Here is a 17,055-nt window from a genome sequence, read left to right as displayed (position 1 = left end):
TAAATAGATCGGTAGTTGGACACAATTTAGGGTTAATGAGAAGAAGAAAATAACAAAAAAATAAGTTGATACCACACCCGATAGTATCGAATTAGTTAATTAAAATCCAGATAAAAATTTCTTCAAGTTAAAAACTGATATTGTTTTAGTTATACAAATTGTTATTTTAGCTTATTTAAATATATTATTAATACCTTCTATTCTTCTATAATTGAACTAACTGTTGTCAATATTAGATAATAGTTAATTTAATTATCTATATAACATTTTACATCTTCTCGATAGTAATAAACATTTTTTATTTAAATCATCTAATTTTAACATTCTTGATTTTTAGTTCGATTTTTTACAAAAACCTGATTTGAGTTGATAAAAATTTTAGAAAATGGCGGTCTGTTATATACCAAGTTAAATTTTACTTTCTATCGATTTAGTTTTACAAACACCATATAGTATTTTTTATTTCAGATACAGTATTTTTATAAATTATTTATTATTGATAATAAGTTTTTTGTCTGTAATTATTTGGATAAACTGTTGAGTTGTATTTATAGTGTAGATAGATATATTTTTCTGATAATATTATTGGTGTAGTTAATTATTTCTTAACGATCTTTACTCCAAACTTCATCAATATTTTTTGAGCAACTAACTTTGTTTATTTATGTATAGCTGTAAGAATTATATTGAATTTAGTAAAATATATATCAGTATAAAAATTTATTTACTTGAAAATATCTCAATTTAAGTATTACTAAAATTTAAATTTACACTAGCGATATACAAACTAAATATCACATTTTTATTTCGATTTTTCATTGATACAACTCAGATCTCGACTATTAGGAACAGTGTGAGTACAAGCCCAATTACTTGGTAGAGAAGACGGCCACCCCATGCGAATTGCTTCGGGACAAACAGTCATTACTGTCAGTTGACAGTCTATTAGTTGAAATCCTTGTTGTTCACATTGTTTTAAACTATGTCTCAGGATGGACTTATCGTTAAATTCGATAGTTTTATTACACTGGATGCATACCATATGATGATGATAATTAGGAGAAGGATAGTTTAATTCATAGTGTTTATGACCTTCGGCTAGTTCTAACTCTCGCAAAATTCCCATACGAGACATTAACTTAATACTACGATAAATTGTTGATAGACTAATCTCTTCTTTTCTTTTTTCAAGGAGTTCGTAGAGTTCTTCTGCACTTAAATGATTGCCCTTGGGAAGATTCTGGAAGATATTAAGAATCTTTTCTCGTTGGGGAGTTAAACGCCAACCTCTTGCGTTTAACTCAGCTTTCAGAGATATAGAAGTGTAGGGATGCATAATAAATTACTCTTAAATAATGTTCTCTAATTCATAATCATAATCTTTTCTAACTCTAATTAGCAATGATTCCCTTAAAAATATCACTAAGATTATATTCTCAATGGAACAGTTAAACTTTTTAAATTTAAATTGTGTTTAACAAAAAATACAAATATAAAATTTATATTTATCAAGTAAGGATTGTTGAATTTTAAATTTCAACTTTATTCTTGGACTTACAAAATAGCAACTTTGTGTTTGCTTAATTTTTTTTCTAAAGAGAGAAAGTTTTAAGCAGTTTGTATATGTAACAAAATAACTTTAATATTAATTACTAATTTAAATTCTAATCTCTGTTTATTTAATAAATTTATCAAATAAACAATTATTATACATCTTTATGTTTAAGTATTTATAGACAAGAAATATGGTGATTTAACTGTCAGGTATTGCGTTTTTTATTTGGATTAAAGCTAAGAATAAAATTATATTATTTTTTATTTTAAATGAATTTGCCTCACGCTTAAGATCGACTAATAGTTAGTTATAAATAGTTATTTATAAATTTATTTTTTATTATTAGCTTTTAATAAAAGTAATTAGATATTCATAGTTATGAGGTCTTGATCTAAAAAAATACCATTAAAATATAACCTTTAACTAAAGTTGCATAACAAGAAATATAAGTACTATAAAAACAGTCTAAATTGATACTAATATTCTCTAAGCTATAAGCTATAAACTAATAATTATTAAACTTAAATGCAGAGAAAAATTTATAAGATAATCACATTATATATATAATGTGATTATCTTTATGTTGAAAAACAAAGGGACGAAATATGGAAACTATATTAATTAACTATCTGGTTAATTCCAATGGAATATTTTCTTTTTGTAGAACGGAGAAATTTAATGTACTTATATGGAAAAACATAGTTAATTATGCTAGAATGAAAAGTGTACACCAAATAAATGCAAATGGATCAAAATACTATTCGGGAAAAAATTAAAGCTATCGAGGGTGAGCGAGAGTTTTTAGTCCAACTTCTTAACAAGCCAGATTTAGGGTTTTTGAGTGTTGATATCAGGCAGGCTATTGAAGAACTCGATGAGTTAGTTGATGAATTTGAACTCACTTTTTCGGAAAAATACAAAACAAATCACTAAATTTGGTAGACAAAAGCCAGTTACAAATTAGACTAAGGATAGGTGAAAGAGTCTTTTTTAGAGATAGAAAAAACTATTTATCTATTTAGATTTAGATTTAGATTTAGATTCAGGTTCTGTATCTGCTTTTAATGTATCATCAACTAGTCAAAAATTAACGAGTTATTTATTTAGATTTTTTTAGGTTTTAATCTAATTAGGAATGAAATTAACCACTCTTAGAATTTTTTGTTCTAATACTGGTTATTCTTGATAGTGACAGTAACTTTGATAGTTACATGAGCTTAGATAAGCCTGGAATAGAAAAAAAAGTATCGAAACAAAAACCACTTACTAAAATATAAGAGAAAAAATAATAAGATATTCTAGATTATCTCTCAAAAAATTCTTTATTCAACTTTAAAAATACTAAAATATAAGATTTTTAGATAAAACATAGAACAATTAATAACAAACATAAGCTTACCTAAAAATAGTTCATGAACTTATAATTATTGTTGGTTTAAAGTTTCTTTAACTGACATATAGGTTAGCCAGAGGAACTATTTCAAATGAATTGAAGAGATAATACAGATTATTTTTTAATAATTAAATATTTGATAATTTATTTACTAATATAGTCTTGAATATTTGATATTTATCCTTATTTTAAATATTTAAAGTAAAGCTAATTAAGATATAAAAGTTAACAATAAAATTAAATTTACTGTACTTTCAAGCTGTCTGATAACTTAATTACATCCTGCCATTCTTCTGAGGACAGAGGTTGAAAAATAAAATCTATATCAAAACACTGTTTTGCAGTTTCAATTAGAATATCAATAATAGTTTCTAAACAACAATTTTTAGGTAATTGTTCAAGAAGTCCTAGACCCCAAGGTGCAGTTTGATTAAAAATAGTTTGGAATAACGTCTTATTAGTTGATAAAACCATAGATCCATGTTGCAGTATAGACTGCTTTCCCCTTAGTTGTGCACTTCCAATAAGTTTACTTCCATCAGACGTAATTAAGTCAGAAACAGTAGCTATATTAAAACAGCTAGGATTATGAATATAACCACGTTTAGCTGTTCCGTAATTTAACTCAATTCCAAAATATGACCATCCTTTGATTAAAAATTGACAAATTTGTTGATAAATTTCTAAAGTTTTCCTATTATCAATAGGGGCCACTATCCCGTAAGTTAAATCTCCTTGATGAAGAACTGCTCGTCCTCCTGTAGAACGACGCACTAATTCTATAGGACGTTTTTCCCATGTCAAATTATGCCAAGATAAAGGCCATTGTTTTTGCAAACGACCGATAGAAATTGTAGGTGATGACCAAGTGTAAAAGCGTAGTGTGGGAGGATGTTGCCCCCTTTCGTGTTGAATAAATAGCCAATTATCAATAGCCATTTGAATTATTCCTGATGATTCAAGAGGAGGAATCAAACGCCATTTCATAATTAATTTAGTTACCTCATAAAAATTATAAAATACCGCTAATATTTTTATATAGAATGAGAATATATTAATCGCAGTATTCATAATATAATTTCAACTGCTAATCTAATAAAAACATATTTTTCTATTAGATTGTATAAGTACAATTGAAAATATTATTTAATAAATCACTAAAAATTTTTACTTTACAATTAAAAAGCAGCTAATTTAAAAAGTAATGAAGAATACTTATTAATAATCATCTCAAAAAATGTTCTAGCTAGAAAAGGTATGACTCTAAGATGAAGCAGGTTATGATTATTAAGTAATTGAAGTATATTAAGATAACATTGATAATGAAAAAGATTAAAAGGCTAGTTTGTTAACTCCTATACTAGCATACACTAGCCACAAACCTAATATAATATTTTGATAAGTAAAAATTTAATGGTTTCCATAACTACTTCATAAGTATTGAACTTACTATAACTTTTTACTTATATATCAAAAAATAGTCAATTTGTATACAGTCCTGTATAGTTCTAAACTTATAGCTATTAATCCAAATTGCACGAATTATATTTTTTGTATTTTTTAAAATTATTAACTTTTGTTGTATACAGCAAATATATTTGATACGATTGATATCTATTAGCTATAGTAAAGCCCAATTACATAACTATTTAATTAGCTTTACAAAACTAAACATAAAAACAATTTCTATAATATGTAAATATTAAATCGCATTAAACATTTAATAATTATTTATATTGCATGAAAATATTTTTCTGTCCATCTACATAGATATAGTTATTAACTTTGTTATTAGCTTTTTAAGGATTGTTAAACAAAAAATTAAATTAATAGCAAATTATTTAAATGTACTGCCTTGAATATATTTTGAAAACAAAAGACTTATGTACATAAAAAAATATAATATCTTAAACAAAATATTATATTTTTAAAATTTAAATTTATTACTAATAAAATAAGACAATTGAAGTAAAAAGACTAAGGCAAAATTTTTGTCATAAAATTCAATTCTTTATATTTAAAATATTAACCTTGAGTTAAGATAAACAAAAGTATTTAGTATTGATAAGTTAAGGTTATTCAATGCTCTCTCTATTACAAATTAGAAACTTTACTTTGGTAGACCAGCTCACTTTAGAATTCGGTCGAGGATTAAATGTCCTTACAGGAGAAACTGGATCGGGTAAATCTATTATCCTTGATGCTATTGATATTGTTTTAGGTGGAAAAATTAATCATTGTTTAATTCGTCAGGGAATGCAAAAAGCTTCTATTGAAGCAACTTTTGAAATGAACAATACATTACGAACGTGGTTAAAAGAACAAGAAATTGAACCGTTAGAAGACGAAACTTTATTATGCTATAGAGAGCTAACCCTTACAGGGGAAACAATACGATCTCGCTCACGAATCAATGGAGTAGTAGTGAACTTACAACTCATGAGAAAACTGCGTGATCGCCTTGTGGAGATTACTGCCCAAGGACAAACTATTCAACTGATGGACTCTATCCGACAACGAGAATTACTAGATTTGTATGGAGGAATCAATCTCCTTAAACAGCGGGAATTAGTAGAGTCAAATTATAAAAAATGGAAATTAGCGGATAAAGTACTTGATAAATATCGTAAATCAGAGAAAGAAAGACTACAATATCTTGATATGCTTAAATATCAACTAAAAGAATTAGAAGAAGCTAAATTAGTTAATTACAATGAACTTGAACAACTTAATCAAGAAAGTGAGCGTCTTTCCCACGTAGGAGAGTTAGAACAGTTAAGTTACCAGACCTATCAACTACTCTATCAAAATGATACTGGGGAACCCTCAATCGCTGATCAACTGGGAGATGTTGAAAACATGGTGACGAAGATAGCAGAATATGATGGGGAAATAGAGCCGATTTTAGAAATGGTTAGATCCGCTTTCACTCAAGTAGTAGAAGCAGGACAGCAAATTAATGGCTATGGAGATAAATTGGAAGCTGACCCCGAAAGATTAATGGGAATAGAAGAAAGGATTAATGTATTAAAGCGTATTTGTCGTAAATATGGACCTTCTTTAGCAGAAGTGATTAATTATTATCACAAATTGAAGCAAGAACTAGGAGAATTGATTGAAAATCAACAGTCTATTGAACAGTTAGAACAACGTACTCTAGCGGCTAGAGAAACTCTTAATAGAACTTGTAAGACGTTAACGGAGTTACGTCAGGAAGCGGCTATAAAATTAGAAAAACAATTAGTCAAAGAATTAAAACCACTGGCAATGGATAAGGTTATTTTTCTTTGCCAGATTACACCTTGTTCACCAACAATAACGGGAAGTGATGAAATTGTATTTCATTTTAGTCCTAACCAGGGAGAAAAAATAAAACCTCTTTCTAGTACAGCGTCAGGTGGAGAAATGAGCCGTTTATTATTGGCTTTAAAAACCTGTTTTGCTAAATCAGAAAATAGACCCCAAACCTTAATTTTTGATGAAATTGATACAGGAGTTTCAGGAAAAGTTGCTCAGGCAATTGGTAAAAAATTACATAAACTTAGCCGCAAATATAAAGTTTTATGTGTAACTCATCAACCTTTAGTAGCTGCAATGGCGGATAATCATTTTCGAGTTACTAAACAAATTATAGAAGAATATTCTAAGACTGAAACATCAAAAAATGAACAGCCACGTTTACCAGAAATAAGGACAGTTATTCGAGTTACTAGTTTAGATAATCGACAGACAAGACAAGAAGAATTAGCTCAATTAACAGTAGGGCATTCAGAACAAGAAGCGATTGAGTTTGCTCAATCATTGTTAGTTGATGCAGATGCATATCGTATAAAAAATGATTAAACTAGCCTTGATATTACTTAAATAATTTTATTAAAGCTAATAATTAAGAGTAGAGAATAGGGAATAGTAAAGACAAAAAATTAGATGTGTTTAGATACCAATGACCTTAGAGACATTATTTATATCTTTACAATTCGTATTGTGTTAGTTAACATTAATTTTTTTAAAAAAGATAAAAGCATGCGAAGTGATGAACATCATATTCTAATTACATTACAAGCTCCAGTTAACTAGTTAAATTTGTTTTGAAAGTATTATATTGTATAAATAAAAAAAATTTGCAATACTCTTATTATTTACTCATTTATTTTTTATACTATATTTATTGTTGGACAATAAATTATTTATTTTTAAAAACAACTTTGTTTATATGTAAAAATACATGCTTGAAGTGATTTATCAATATATATTTTAGTTTTTTCTCTTTCTTAAGAAGAATTGTAATTGATTTTAAAAATAAAAAATATTAGTTAATCTATTTAAGTTAGTTGTTATAAATAATTTCATTTTAACTATAAAAAATTATGTTTTATATTTTTAAATTAAATATACCGTAAAAAGTAAATAAAATTTATAATCTTATCACTTAATTACAAAAATTATTATGTAGAGATAATTTTTGTAGTTTTAAAATAAACCTTCTTCTTAAAAATCAGTACTTAACTTATCTATATAAAAAAATAGATGTTATATGTCGTTTAGCGTAAAGATTTAAGTTAATAAAACAAGCAAAACGTAATAATATAGATATGTTTTTAAGTTTTCAAAATAATTATTTTGTAATACTGCAAAGATAAAATTTTTAGGACTGGTCTAGAGTGATAAAACTATAGTTAAATAAAAACAGATACACCGAATCCTAAAATTTTTTATATAAAAATCCAAGAATAAATCATACAATTAATCAAACTTTATATTTTTACTGTTTCTTCTATAGACTTTTATAAAAGCAGACCGTACTCAATTCCTTCGGTAACTGCCTCATAGGAGGCTTCTAAAATATTAGGAGAAACCCCAACAGTAGTCCAACGTTCTTTGCCATTACTTGATTCAACCAAAACTCTTGTTTTAGAAGATGTTCCTGATTCGCCATCCAAAATTCTAACTTTATAATCTGTCAAGTAAAACTTTGCAATTTTTGGATAGAAGTTTCCTAAAGCTTTGCGTAAAGCACTATCTAAGGCAGCAACGGGACCATTCCCTTCAGCTACTTCTAATCTATCTTCCCCATTAACTGTAACTTTAACAGTTGCTAAAGCATTACTATAAGGCGTTTCTTTTCCTTGTAACATTTCACAATGGACTTGAAATCCTTTAAGTAGAAACATAGTTTTTCGTTGTCCTAATACTTGACGCATTAAAAGTTCAAAACTGGATTCAGCTGCTTCAAATTGATATCCTTCATGTTCTAACCTTTTTATCTGTTCTAAAATGTCACGACAAGCAATATCTTCTTTTTTTAACTTAATTCCAAAAGCTTTTGCTTTTGATAAAACATTACTTAATCCTGACTGGTCTGAAATAACAATACGTCGTTTATTTCCTACTTTTTCAGGTTGAATATGCTCATAAGTCAGAGGATTTTTCTGGACAGCTGAAACATGAACTCCTCCTTTATGGGCAAAAGCAGAACGTCCTACAAAAGGAGCATGATCATCCGGAGCTAAGTTTGCAATTTCACTAATTAAACGGCTAGTTTGGCTTAACTGCGTTAATTGGGTATCCGTCAAACAAGAATATCCCATCTTAAACTGCAAATTGGGAATCAAGGTACACAAATTAGCATTACCGCACCTTTCTCCATATCCATTAATTGTCCCATGAATCATTCTTACTCCTTCTACCACTCCAGCTAATCCATTTGCTACAGCAGTTCCCGAGTCATTATGAGTGTGAATACCTAATTTAGGGAAAGTATCTCCATCAGGATCTATATCCAACTCCTGTGCTACTTTTTTAATAATCTGGCTAACCTCCTGAGGTAAGGTTCCACCGTTGGTATCACATAAAACTAACCAGGCAGCCCCTGCATTTTTAGCAGTCTTCAAGGTTTGTAAAGCATAATCAGGATTTCGTGTATAGCCATCAAACCAATGTTCTGCATCATAAATTATTTTTCTTCCCTGACTGCGAAGATACTCAATCGTATCTTTTATCATTGCTATATTTTCTTCCAGAGTAGTCTTCAATCCTTCTGTAACATGAAGGTCCCAAGACTTGCCAAAGATAGTTACCCAACGAGTACCAGCTGCTAAAATCATCTGTAGCATCTGATCACGATCAGAGGGAATGTATGGACGACGAGTCGAACAAAAAGCAACGATTTCGGCTTGAGTAAGAGGGTCTTCCTGTAACTTCCAAAAAAATTGGACATCCTTTGGATTAGCCCCTGGCCACCCCCCCTCAATAAAAGGAATTCCTAGCTCATCAAGTTGGTGGGCAATTTTTAGCTTGTCCTCTAAAGACAAAGCAATTCCTTCCCGTTGCGCCCCATCTCTTAGGGTGGTATCGTAAAGCAAAACCTGATTAGCCATACCTATACAATTATTACTACCCATAAATATCTATCGACTTCAAACAAATCAGAATTAATGAAATTAGTTTTACCCATCACAGTTTAAGACAAAGAGCTTGTCTGTGATCACAATATTAAAATAACCCCAGCTGTGTTTTTTGGACTACATAACACCTCGCCCTACAATGATAAGCCAAAAGTTGAGGTTCGGTCATTAATCAATGAAAAGATCAAAATTAAATTGATATTTATCCAGATACATAACATAACTGTAGGATACAGGTTTCTCTATATTCAGAATTGCATGTAACTATTTAACTCGTGCCTTTTTGGATAAATAACATTGCCATTCATATGATCTATAGATATTTCTATAATTAGGGTTATTAGCGGTCCATAAGTTGTTAACGTTATATAATCGCACTAATATTGCTGATTATTTTGTATATATTAAAAAAACAGATTCTCACGAGCTAAGGTGATGAGTTTAATTAAATTCACTGGGGTTAATAATTTAACCCAAATGGGTGATCTATCTGGGGGAAGTGTAAAAACAGTTAGACCTATAAACTGGTTATCGTGAGGGCTGCTTGAGATCTAACAGCACTGATAGGTCATGGCACCGAATAAAAGTCTTTCGTTCTTATTTTTTATTGTCTAGTTTCAAGCAGGAGAACCCATATGGAGATTATATCTCTTTCCCTTATTTTAGCCGGAACCTTTCTAGCGGATTATTTCCTTTACAGTTAAGTTGAGGATAGACTCACCTGCTGAGATGTTAACTACGTTAACTACATCAACCAAATAAAACTAAGGCATAGACCCCAGGTCGTAAGGGTGGGTTATGAACCGTTTCAATGGAAATATTTAAATTAACTCTTATATTGTAATTTTAATAATATTTTTGACGGATTTAAGTTCCGAGAGAAGTTGAGACTGGCTCTGTTGATCCTTCAGTATATTGTTCCTCATTGGGGAGGACACAACTCTCCTGATACATCATCAAATCAAACCAGAAAGTTGTTCCAAGTCCGACCTCACTAATTAGATGAATTTGGCTATGATGTTTGTCAATAATATTTTTGACAATAGATAGCCCTAGTCCTGTCCCTTCTAGTGTGTGGACGCGGTTCTCTACGCGAAAGAAACGGTCAAAAATCGCCTCTTGGTCCTCAGGATCAATCCCGATTCCTGTATCAGCAATTTCTATTCTTACCTGAGGAGAGAGATGAGTAGGTCCATTAGAGGTTGAGATTTTTGTCAGTTGATACGCTCGAATTACGATTTGCCCTCCCGCTTCCGTAAATTTTAAGCTGTTACCGACTAAGTTTGTCATCACTTGAAGCAAGAGGTCATAGTGTCCCAAAATAGGAGCTAAATTTGGTTCTATTTCTTGAGTTAATGTTAATTGTTTATCCTTAGCATTTAGCTGGTAAGTACGTAGAATTTGTTCGACTAGCTGATTAATATTGACTCTGTCAAGATGATAAATTTTTGAGGATTCTAGGCGAGATAGGTCAAGAACATCGTTGACCAAACGAGTGAGGCGATCAGTTTCGTTGTTGGCAGTTTCTAAAAATTCCCTACGTTCGTGTTCTGTTAGATTTTCACCAAATTCACTTAATGTTTCAATAAAAGATTTGATATTAAATAAAGGGGTTCTTAACTCATGAGAAACATTACTAATAAATTGACTTTTAGCCGCATTTAGTTCCACTTCGCGGGTAATATCTTGAACCGTCATTGCAATGCCTTTGAGAGTTTCACGGTGTTGGTCAAAAACTTGAGTTAAGAGTACCCTAATAATATGTTGAGTAGGTTGAGTTAGCGTAATACGAAATTCCCATGGAGATCCTCCATGATGGCTCTCAGAGATTTCAGAAAGTATTTTGTATGAGCTTTGAGCTTCGTTTGTATGAGTATCTTCTTTAGCCATTTCTTGGAGGGGAGCCGTCAATTGCCAGGTTAATTCTGGGGACAAAAGTTCAAGGATATTGGTTCCGATGACATCTTTTCCTTCCCAACCCAACATCCGTCTAGCCCGTGGATTAACTAAGAGTAATTGTAAGTTGGAATCAAGAAGAATTGCTCCATCAACAATAGTTGAGACAAGGGTTTCCAGCTTAGCCTTTTCGGCAGTTAATTCTTCAATATTCTGTTCTTCATAACATTCAAGACGTTCGGCCATTTCATTGAAACTGAAAATCAGTTCCCCTAATTCTCCTTCAAAAGGCAGATTAATCCGTTGTTTAAAGTTTCCTGCAGCTATATTTTTAACTCCAACTAACAATTCTTTAATTGGCTGGGTAATGGTTAAAGCGTTAAAAACAGCTCCCAAGACAACCATAGCCCAAATAGAGACGAAGACTGCAATTGTAACATTCCTAGTAAGGTTAGAGAAATTCACTACTGTAGGATTAGGATTAATACCAATAGCGAGAATTCCTAAATAGTTACCATCATTTTTTAATGGAACAAAAACATCAGTCACTTTCCCATTAGGACTGAGATGTTTACGGACGATAGGAAAATTAGTATTAGCAATATCAGTTCCAGGTAACTGAATATATCGTTCAATAGTTAGGGAATTGTGAACTGCTCTAGGGGTAGAAGGGATACTGAAAAAAATTTTACCGTCACGATCAGCATACATTATATAACGAACACTGGAAGTACCGTGATAAAAACGACTTGAAATGCGGGCAACATCAGTTAAGTTCTCTTCTCCAATCAGCTGAGCAACATTAGATGCTAATAAAAGTCCCAAATCCCGGCCAAAGCGAGTATCATTCAATTGGGCTTCTTGCTGAATGCTATTGACTGCCCAAAAGGTTAACCCACTCATGAACAAAGAAACAGCTAGAGTAGCTCCTGCCATTAATCGGGTTTGCAGGGTAAACTCTGACCACCAGCGTCTAATAATTTCTTTAATTGTCGTCAAAAGTATTAGCAAGATAGACTCAAAATGGATAGTTTTACCATCTTATTCTAAATTGTAAATGACTTCTAAGCTTAGGAGAACGGTAACTTGCTATCTTTTATAAATCATCGACTTTCATCAAACAACTCTTACTATAGACAGTAGTCTTTAGTTTAGTTTATAAACTTTGGTAATAGCTTTGTCTGTTTTTAGGTTCATTGTAGGTAAATTAAAATTATAGTTTCTTATTTTTTAAAAAATCAATCATTATTAATTGATCTCAAGTCAATCTAGTTATTATGGAATAGTTGCTTCATTTATTTTCAACAATATATACGGAGTTAAACAGTATATAATTTTTATCAAACATTGAAACAATAAAGTCATTGTCAATTAAGACAAGAGAAAACGGAATAACTTCTTCAAAAATATTAAATTTTAGATTATCGCTCCAAGTGTTGCCTCTAATGCAATGGAAACATGGGTCCAATGGGTTCCCCCCTGACAAAAAATAGTGTAAGGTTCTCGCAAAGGTCCGTCAGCGGAAAGTTCTAAAGTACTTCCATCAATAAAAGTTCCCCCAGCCATCACTAACTGACTTTCATATCCTGACATGGTAGCAGGAACTGGTTCCAGATAAGAATCTACTGGAGAACAGCCTTGAATTGCCTTGCAAAAAGCAATTAATTTCTCTGGAGAACCTAATTGAATGGCTTGGATAACATCCCAACGGGGAACCAATGGCAACGGATTGACGGGATATCCTAATTTATTAAAGACATAGGCAATTAGATGACTTCCTTTGATTGCTTCTCCCACTATTTGTGGAGCTAAAAATAATCCCTGAAATAACAACCTATTTTGATTAAAAGTTGCTCCTCCTTCCGTGCCAATCCCTGGAGCAGTTAAGCGACAAGCTGCCATTTCTACCAACTCTTTTTTCCCTGCAACATAGCCTCCAGTCGTGACTAAAGTCCCTCCAGGATTTTTAATTAAAGAACCTGCTATCAAGTCTGCACCTACCGCTGTAGGTTCAATCGTATCAACAAACTCACCATAGCAATTATCCACAACGCAAATCGTATTAGGGTTTTGCTGTTTAACTACGGCAATAATTTCTTTAATTTCTGCAACTGAAAGGCTTTTACGCCAAGAATAGCCACACGAACGCTGAATCAGGACCAGTCTGGTATTATCACTAATAATAGTTCTAATAGTGTCCCAGTCGAGGGTTCCTGAATCAAGTAACGACACCTCTCGGTAATTAATATTAAACTCTCTTAAGGAGCCTTGATAATTCCCTCGTAAGCCGATAACCTCTTCCAGAGTATCATAAGGGGGACCAGTAACTGACAGCAATTCGTCCCCCGGACGAAGAATCCCAAATAAAGCACAGGCAATCGCATGGGTTCCTGAGACGAATTGTACTCGAACCATAGCTGTTTGAGCCCCCATGATTTTCGCAAAAACCTTATCTAGTGTTTCTCGTCCTAGGTCGTTATGTCCATAACCGCTAATACTAGCAAAATGATGGACTCCAACGCGATAAAGATGAAAAGCATTTAGAACTTTTCTGAGATTATGTTTGACCTTGGCATCAATTTCCGAAAAGATGGGTATAAGGGCTTTTTCGGCCTCTTCTATGATTGCTCTGCTGTTCATTAGTTCTCCAAAGGGACGATTCTATTACCGATCATTGAATTCCATTACTGATGCTTGTTTCTGTCAAATAGAGAAAGCTAGACTAATTTGATTGTGGTAAAATATGACGATAATCGCTTCCGTAAAAAATTTAATAATCCAATTTTCACAACTGATTATTTTGATGATTGGAAGGTTGCCTTTTAAGTGCACCCTAGCATAATTTTGTCTAAATACGTTTCATTTAGGTTACTACATGACTGTTGCTACCTCTCGAAAACTTCCCCTCGACTGGACGGTTATTATATACATGGCTGCTATTCATCTAGTAGCATTACTGTCTTTGTTACCTAGCAATTTCAGTTGGGGAGCAGTTGGTTTAACGTTTTTTCTATATTGGGTAACAGGGGCTTTGGGAATTACCTTAGGGTTTCATCGTATGGTTAGTCATTCTAGTTTTAAAGCCCCAAAATGGCTGGAATACATACTTGTTCTTTGTGGAACTTTAGCATGTCAAGGCGGTCCCATTCGATGGGTGGGCTTGCACCGACTTCATCACAAATATTCGGATACCGCAAATGATCCTCACGATTCCAATTTAGGCTTTTGGTGGAGTCATATGGGGTGGATGCTACATAAAATTGCTGCTGATAATGAAGTCCCTCGTTATACTAAAGATATCGCAGGAGACCCTTTTTATCAATTTTGCCAAAAGTATATGATTTTGATTCAAATGGCGTTGGGATTATTTCTTTATTTTTTAGGGGGATGGTCTTTCGTTATCTGGGGTATTTTTGTTCGTTTAGTGATGGTTTTCCATTTTACTTGGTTTGTCAACAGTGCTACCCACAAATTTGGCTATCAAAGTTATGAATCTAACGATAATTCTAAAAACTGTTGGTGGGTAGCTGTTTTGACTTTTGGAGAAGGTTGGCATAATAATCATCATGCCTATCAATGTTCCGCCCGACATGGATTGGCTTGGTGGGAAATTGATATCACTTGGATGACTATCCGAGTGTTACAAACATTGGGATTAGCAACTAACATTAAATTAGCTCCAAGTCGGGAAAATCATTAATTTTTAAAGATTATCTAAATTATATAGGGTAGACGTTGTCTGCCCTGTTTTTTAAGACTCAAGATCGTCTTTGATAATAAATTTCAGGTAATGTGAGTTGCTAAATTTTCCTAATTAAGATACTTCCCACAAACTTCACTTTAAATTAATTAAATCAAACAGGGTAACATTCAGTGTAGAAACTATAAATGGAACCAGATTAATTTAGGTATTAGTAAATAGAAAAGTATTAACTGTTTGCCTATTCAATAAATGTTTGTAATTATTTATTACATCTATAATAATTATCGCATAAGTAATGATTAGTCTACGCTGCTCTATTTAGTTGTTAAATGTTTTTAGTCAATTAATCATTGGTTATGATTTAAGTATATATACTTTGTTCTATAAGTTTTTACTCTCAAAAGATAGTAGGATTTTATACTTCGTTTCCTTAACTTTAGATCTAGAGTCTAACTTAATTATCTCAATTTTAGTTAGATTTAATTTAGTTGTTGCATAGATGATTTATAAGCTGTCAAAATATAGCTCAAAATACTTAAGTAATATTAAGCTAAATTAATTTTACTTTTAATAAAACTAGCTGAGAGGTACATTCTTTATTTATATAGTTCTAAAACTATTAATAACTATTTGATTATTAACTAATTAAAATACATAGCTTTTCTAAAGTTTTCACCTAGTATATATAAATTTTTTTTTATTAAAAAGATAAAAATATTTATTAACTTATTGATTTTGCAAAGTATTGATAAAATAATTTTGAAGGTCAATATAAAATATTTGAGCTAGTAAATTACAGTATATTTTTTAATTAGATATTATAATTAACAATAATCATTCACTTACCCTACACTTAAAGTTTATCATTCCACTGATAAATAGGCTTTAAGATTGTACTAGAAGTATTTTTTCTCCTTTTTTTTCTATTCCTTTTGATATGCAGGTTATTTTTTTTGGAACTCCTCAATTTGCTGTCCCCACGTTGCAACGATTACTAGAACACCCTGATTTTAAGGTTATAGGAGTCGTCACTCAACCTGATAAACGACGGGGACGGGGTAATCAATTAATCCCCTCTGCCGTTAAAAAAGTTGCTCTACAACATAATTTACCCGTCTGGCAGCCTGAAAAAATCAAAAAGGCACAGAAAATTTTATCTAAGCTTAGAGAAGCTCAAGTGGATGCTTTTGTTGTAGTGGCTTATGGACAAATTCTTTCCCTTGAAATTTTATCTATACCTAAACTGGGCTGTATTAATGTTCATGGTTCTACTTTACCCCAATATCGTGGAGCGGCTCCTATTCAGTGGAGTATATATAACGGGGAAAAACAAGTAGGTATTACTACTATTTTGATGAATCAGGGAATGGATACGGGAGATATACTGCTAAAATCGGTTAAATCTATTGGATTATTAGAGAATTCACATCAAATAACTGAGGAACTATCTAAAAATGGAGCCGATTTATTGTTAAAAACCTTGCAAAAACTAGAAGCTGGGGATATTATTGCCACTCCTCAAAATCAAGCAGAAGCTACTTACGCTCCGTTAATTAAAAAATCTGATTATGAGATTAATTGGTCTAGATCGGCGATCGCTATTCATAACCAAGTACGAGGATTTTATCCTAGTTGTATAACTAATTTTCGCGATCAATCCCTGAAAATTATAGCGACTGTTCCATTAAAAGATATTGATTGGGAGTCTTTACCCTCAGTGTTTCAACCTCTTCAGCAACAATCCCAAAATTTACTAATCCTTCAAGGGAAACCAGGAGAAATTCTAAGTAACTTTAAACACTTGGGTCCTGTAGTACAGACTGGAGAAGGACTTCTTCTTTTACAAGAAGTACAATTATCAGGAAAACGTCGTCAATCAGGATGGGATTTTTTTAATGGAACTCATGTAAACGTGGGAGAAATATTTTTTTAATGGGATTGTGGATATTTTCTGTACTCACAAAAAAATATTTCTCGGTTTTGTTAACTAAATAGTGCATGATATCTAATCAACAAATAGTCACCATGGTTATGTATGTGGTTTCATTGCCAATAATCAGAGGAAATAGACGGATTGATACATAGAGTTATCCCTTAAAATTGT

General features: G+C 31.7%; 9 protein-coding genes. 4 read left to right on the top strand and 5 right to left on the bottom strand.

Annotated features, from left to right (window positions below; translation table 11 throughout):
- Positions 1-802: 802 nt before the first annotated feature.
- The gene (locus tag OXU93_RS00090) at positions 803-1,336 is read right to left on the bottom strand and encodes a Fur family transcriptional regulator (protein ID WP_267383809.1); all 534 of its coding nucleotides are present in this window, start codon (positions 1,334-1,336) and stop codon (positions 803-805) included.
- A gap of 963 nt (positions 1,337-2,299) precedes the next feature.
- On the opposite strand from OXU93_RS00090, the gene OXU93_RS00085 reads away from it, so the two are divergent.
- Positions 2,300-2,488, top strand: a complete 189-nt coding sequence (locus tag OXU93_RS00085) for a hypothetical protein (RefSeq protein WP_267384879.1) — start codon at positions 2,300-2,302, stop codon at positions 2,486-2,488.
- Between the two features lie 703 nt (positions 2,489-3,191).
- Here the strand turns inward: OXU93_RS00085 and OXU93_RS00080 are convergent.
- Positions 3,192-3,935 carry a biotin/lipoate A/B protein ligase family protein gene (locus tag OXU93_RS00080; RefSeq protein WP_267383808.1) on the bottom strand — a complete coding sequence of 248 codons (744 nt, stop codon included), beginning with the start codon at positions 3,933-3,935 and terminating at the stop codon, positions 3,192-3,194.
- A 1,095-nt stretch (positions 3,936-5,030) separates the two neighbouring features.
- Between OXU93_RS00080 and recN the strand changes: the two genes are divergently transcribed.
- Positions 5,031-6,791: a DNA repair protein RecN gene (gene recN / locus OXU93_RS00075; protein WP_267383807.1), complete on the top strand. Its 1,761-nt coding sequence runs from the start codon at positions 5,031-5,033 to the stop codon at positions 6,789-6,791.
- A gap of 941 nt (positions 6,792-7,732) precedes the next feature.
- On the opposite strand, the gene cimA is transcribed toward recN, so the two are convergent.
- From cimA to OXU93_RS00060, 3 genes are all read right to left on the bottom strand, one after another.
- Positions 7,733-9,325, bottom strand: a complete 1,593-nt coding sequence (gene cimA, locus OXU93_RS00070) for a citramalate synthase (protein WP_267383806.1) — start codon at positions 9,323-9,325, stop codon at positions 7,733-7,735.
- A gap of 894 nt (positions 9,326-10,219) precedes the next feature.
- Positions 10,220-12,184, bottom strand: a complete 1,965-nt coding sequence (gene nblS / locus OXU93_RS00065) for a two-component system sensor histidine kinase NblS (protein WP_267384877.1) — start codon at positions 12,182-12,184, stop codon at positions 10,220-10,222.
- Between the two features lie 480 nt (positions 12,185-12,664).
- Complete coding sequence (locus tag OXU93_RS00060) at positions 12,665-13,888, bottom strand: aminotransferase class I/II-fold pyridoxal phosphate-dependent enzyme (protein WP_267383805.1); 1,224 nt, start codon at positions 13,886-13,888, stop codon at positions 12,665-12,667.
- Between the two features lie 235 nt (positions 13,889-14,123).
- On the opposite strand from OXU93_RS00060, the gene OXU93_RS00055 reads away from it, so the two are divergent.
- Both OXU93_RS00055 and fmt read left to right on the top strand, forming a co-directional pair.
- Positions 14,124-14,948, top strand: a complete 825-nt coding sequence (locus OXU93_RS00055; protein WP_267383804.1) for an acyl-CoA desaturase — start codon at positions 14,124-14,126, stop codon at positions 14,946-14,948.
- 940 nt (positions 14,949-15,888) lie between these two features.
- Positions 15,889-16,884 (top strand): methionyl-tRNA formyltransferase, encoded by a 996-nt coding sequence (gene fmt, locus OXU93_RS00050; RefSeq protein ID WP_267383803.1) that lies wholly within the window; start codon positions 15,889-15,891, stop codon positions 16,882-16,884.
- Positions 16,885-17,055: the final 171 nt, after the last annotated feature.

The sequence above is a fragment of the Cyanobacterium sp. uoEpiScrs1 genome, assembly GCF_947331815.1.
Classification (GTDB): Bacteria; Cyanobacteriota; Cyanobacteriia; order Cyanobacteriales; family Microcystaceae; genus Rippkaea.
This window is presented reverse-complemented; position numbering and strand designations above follow the sequence as displayed.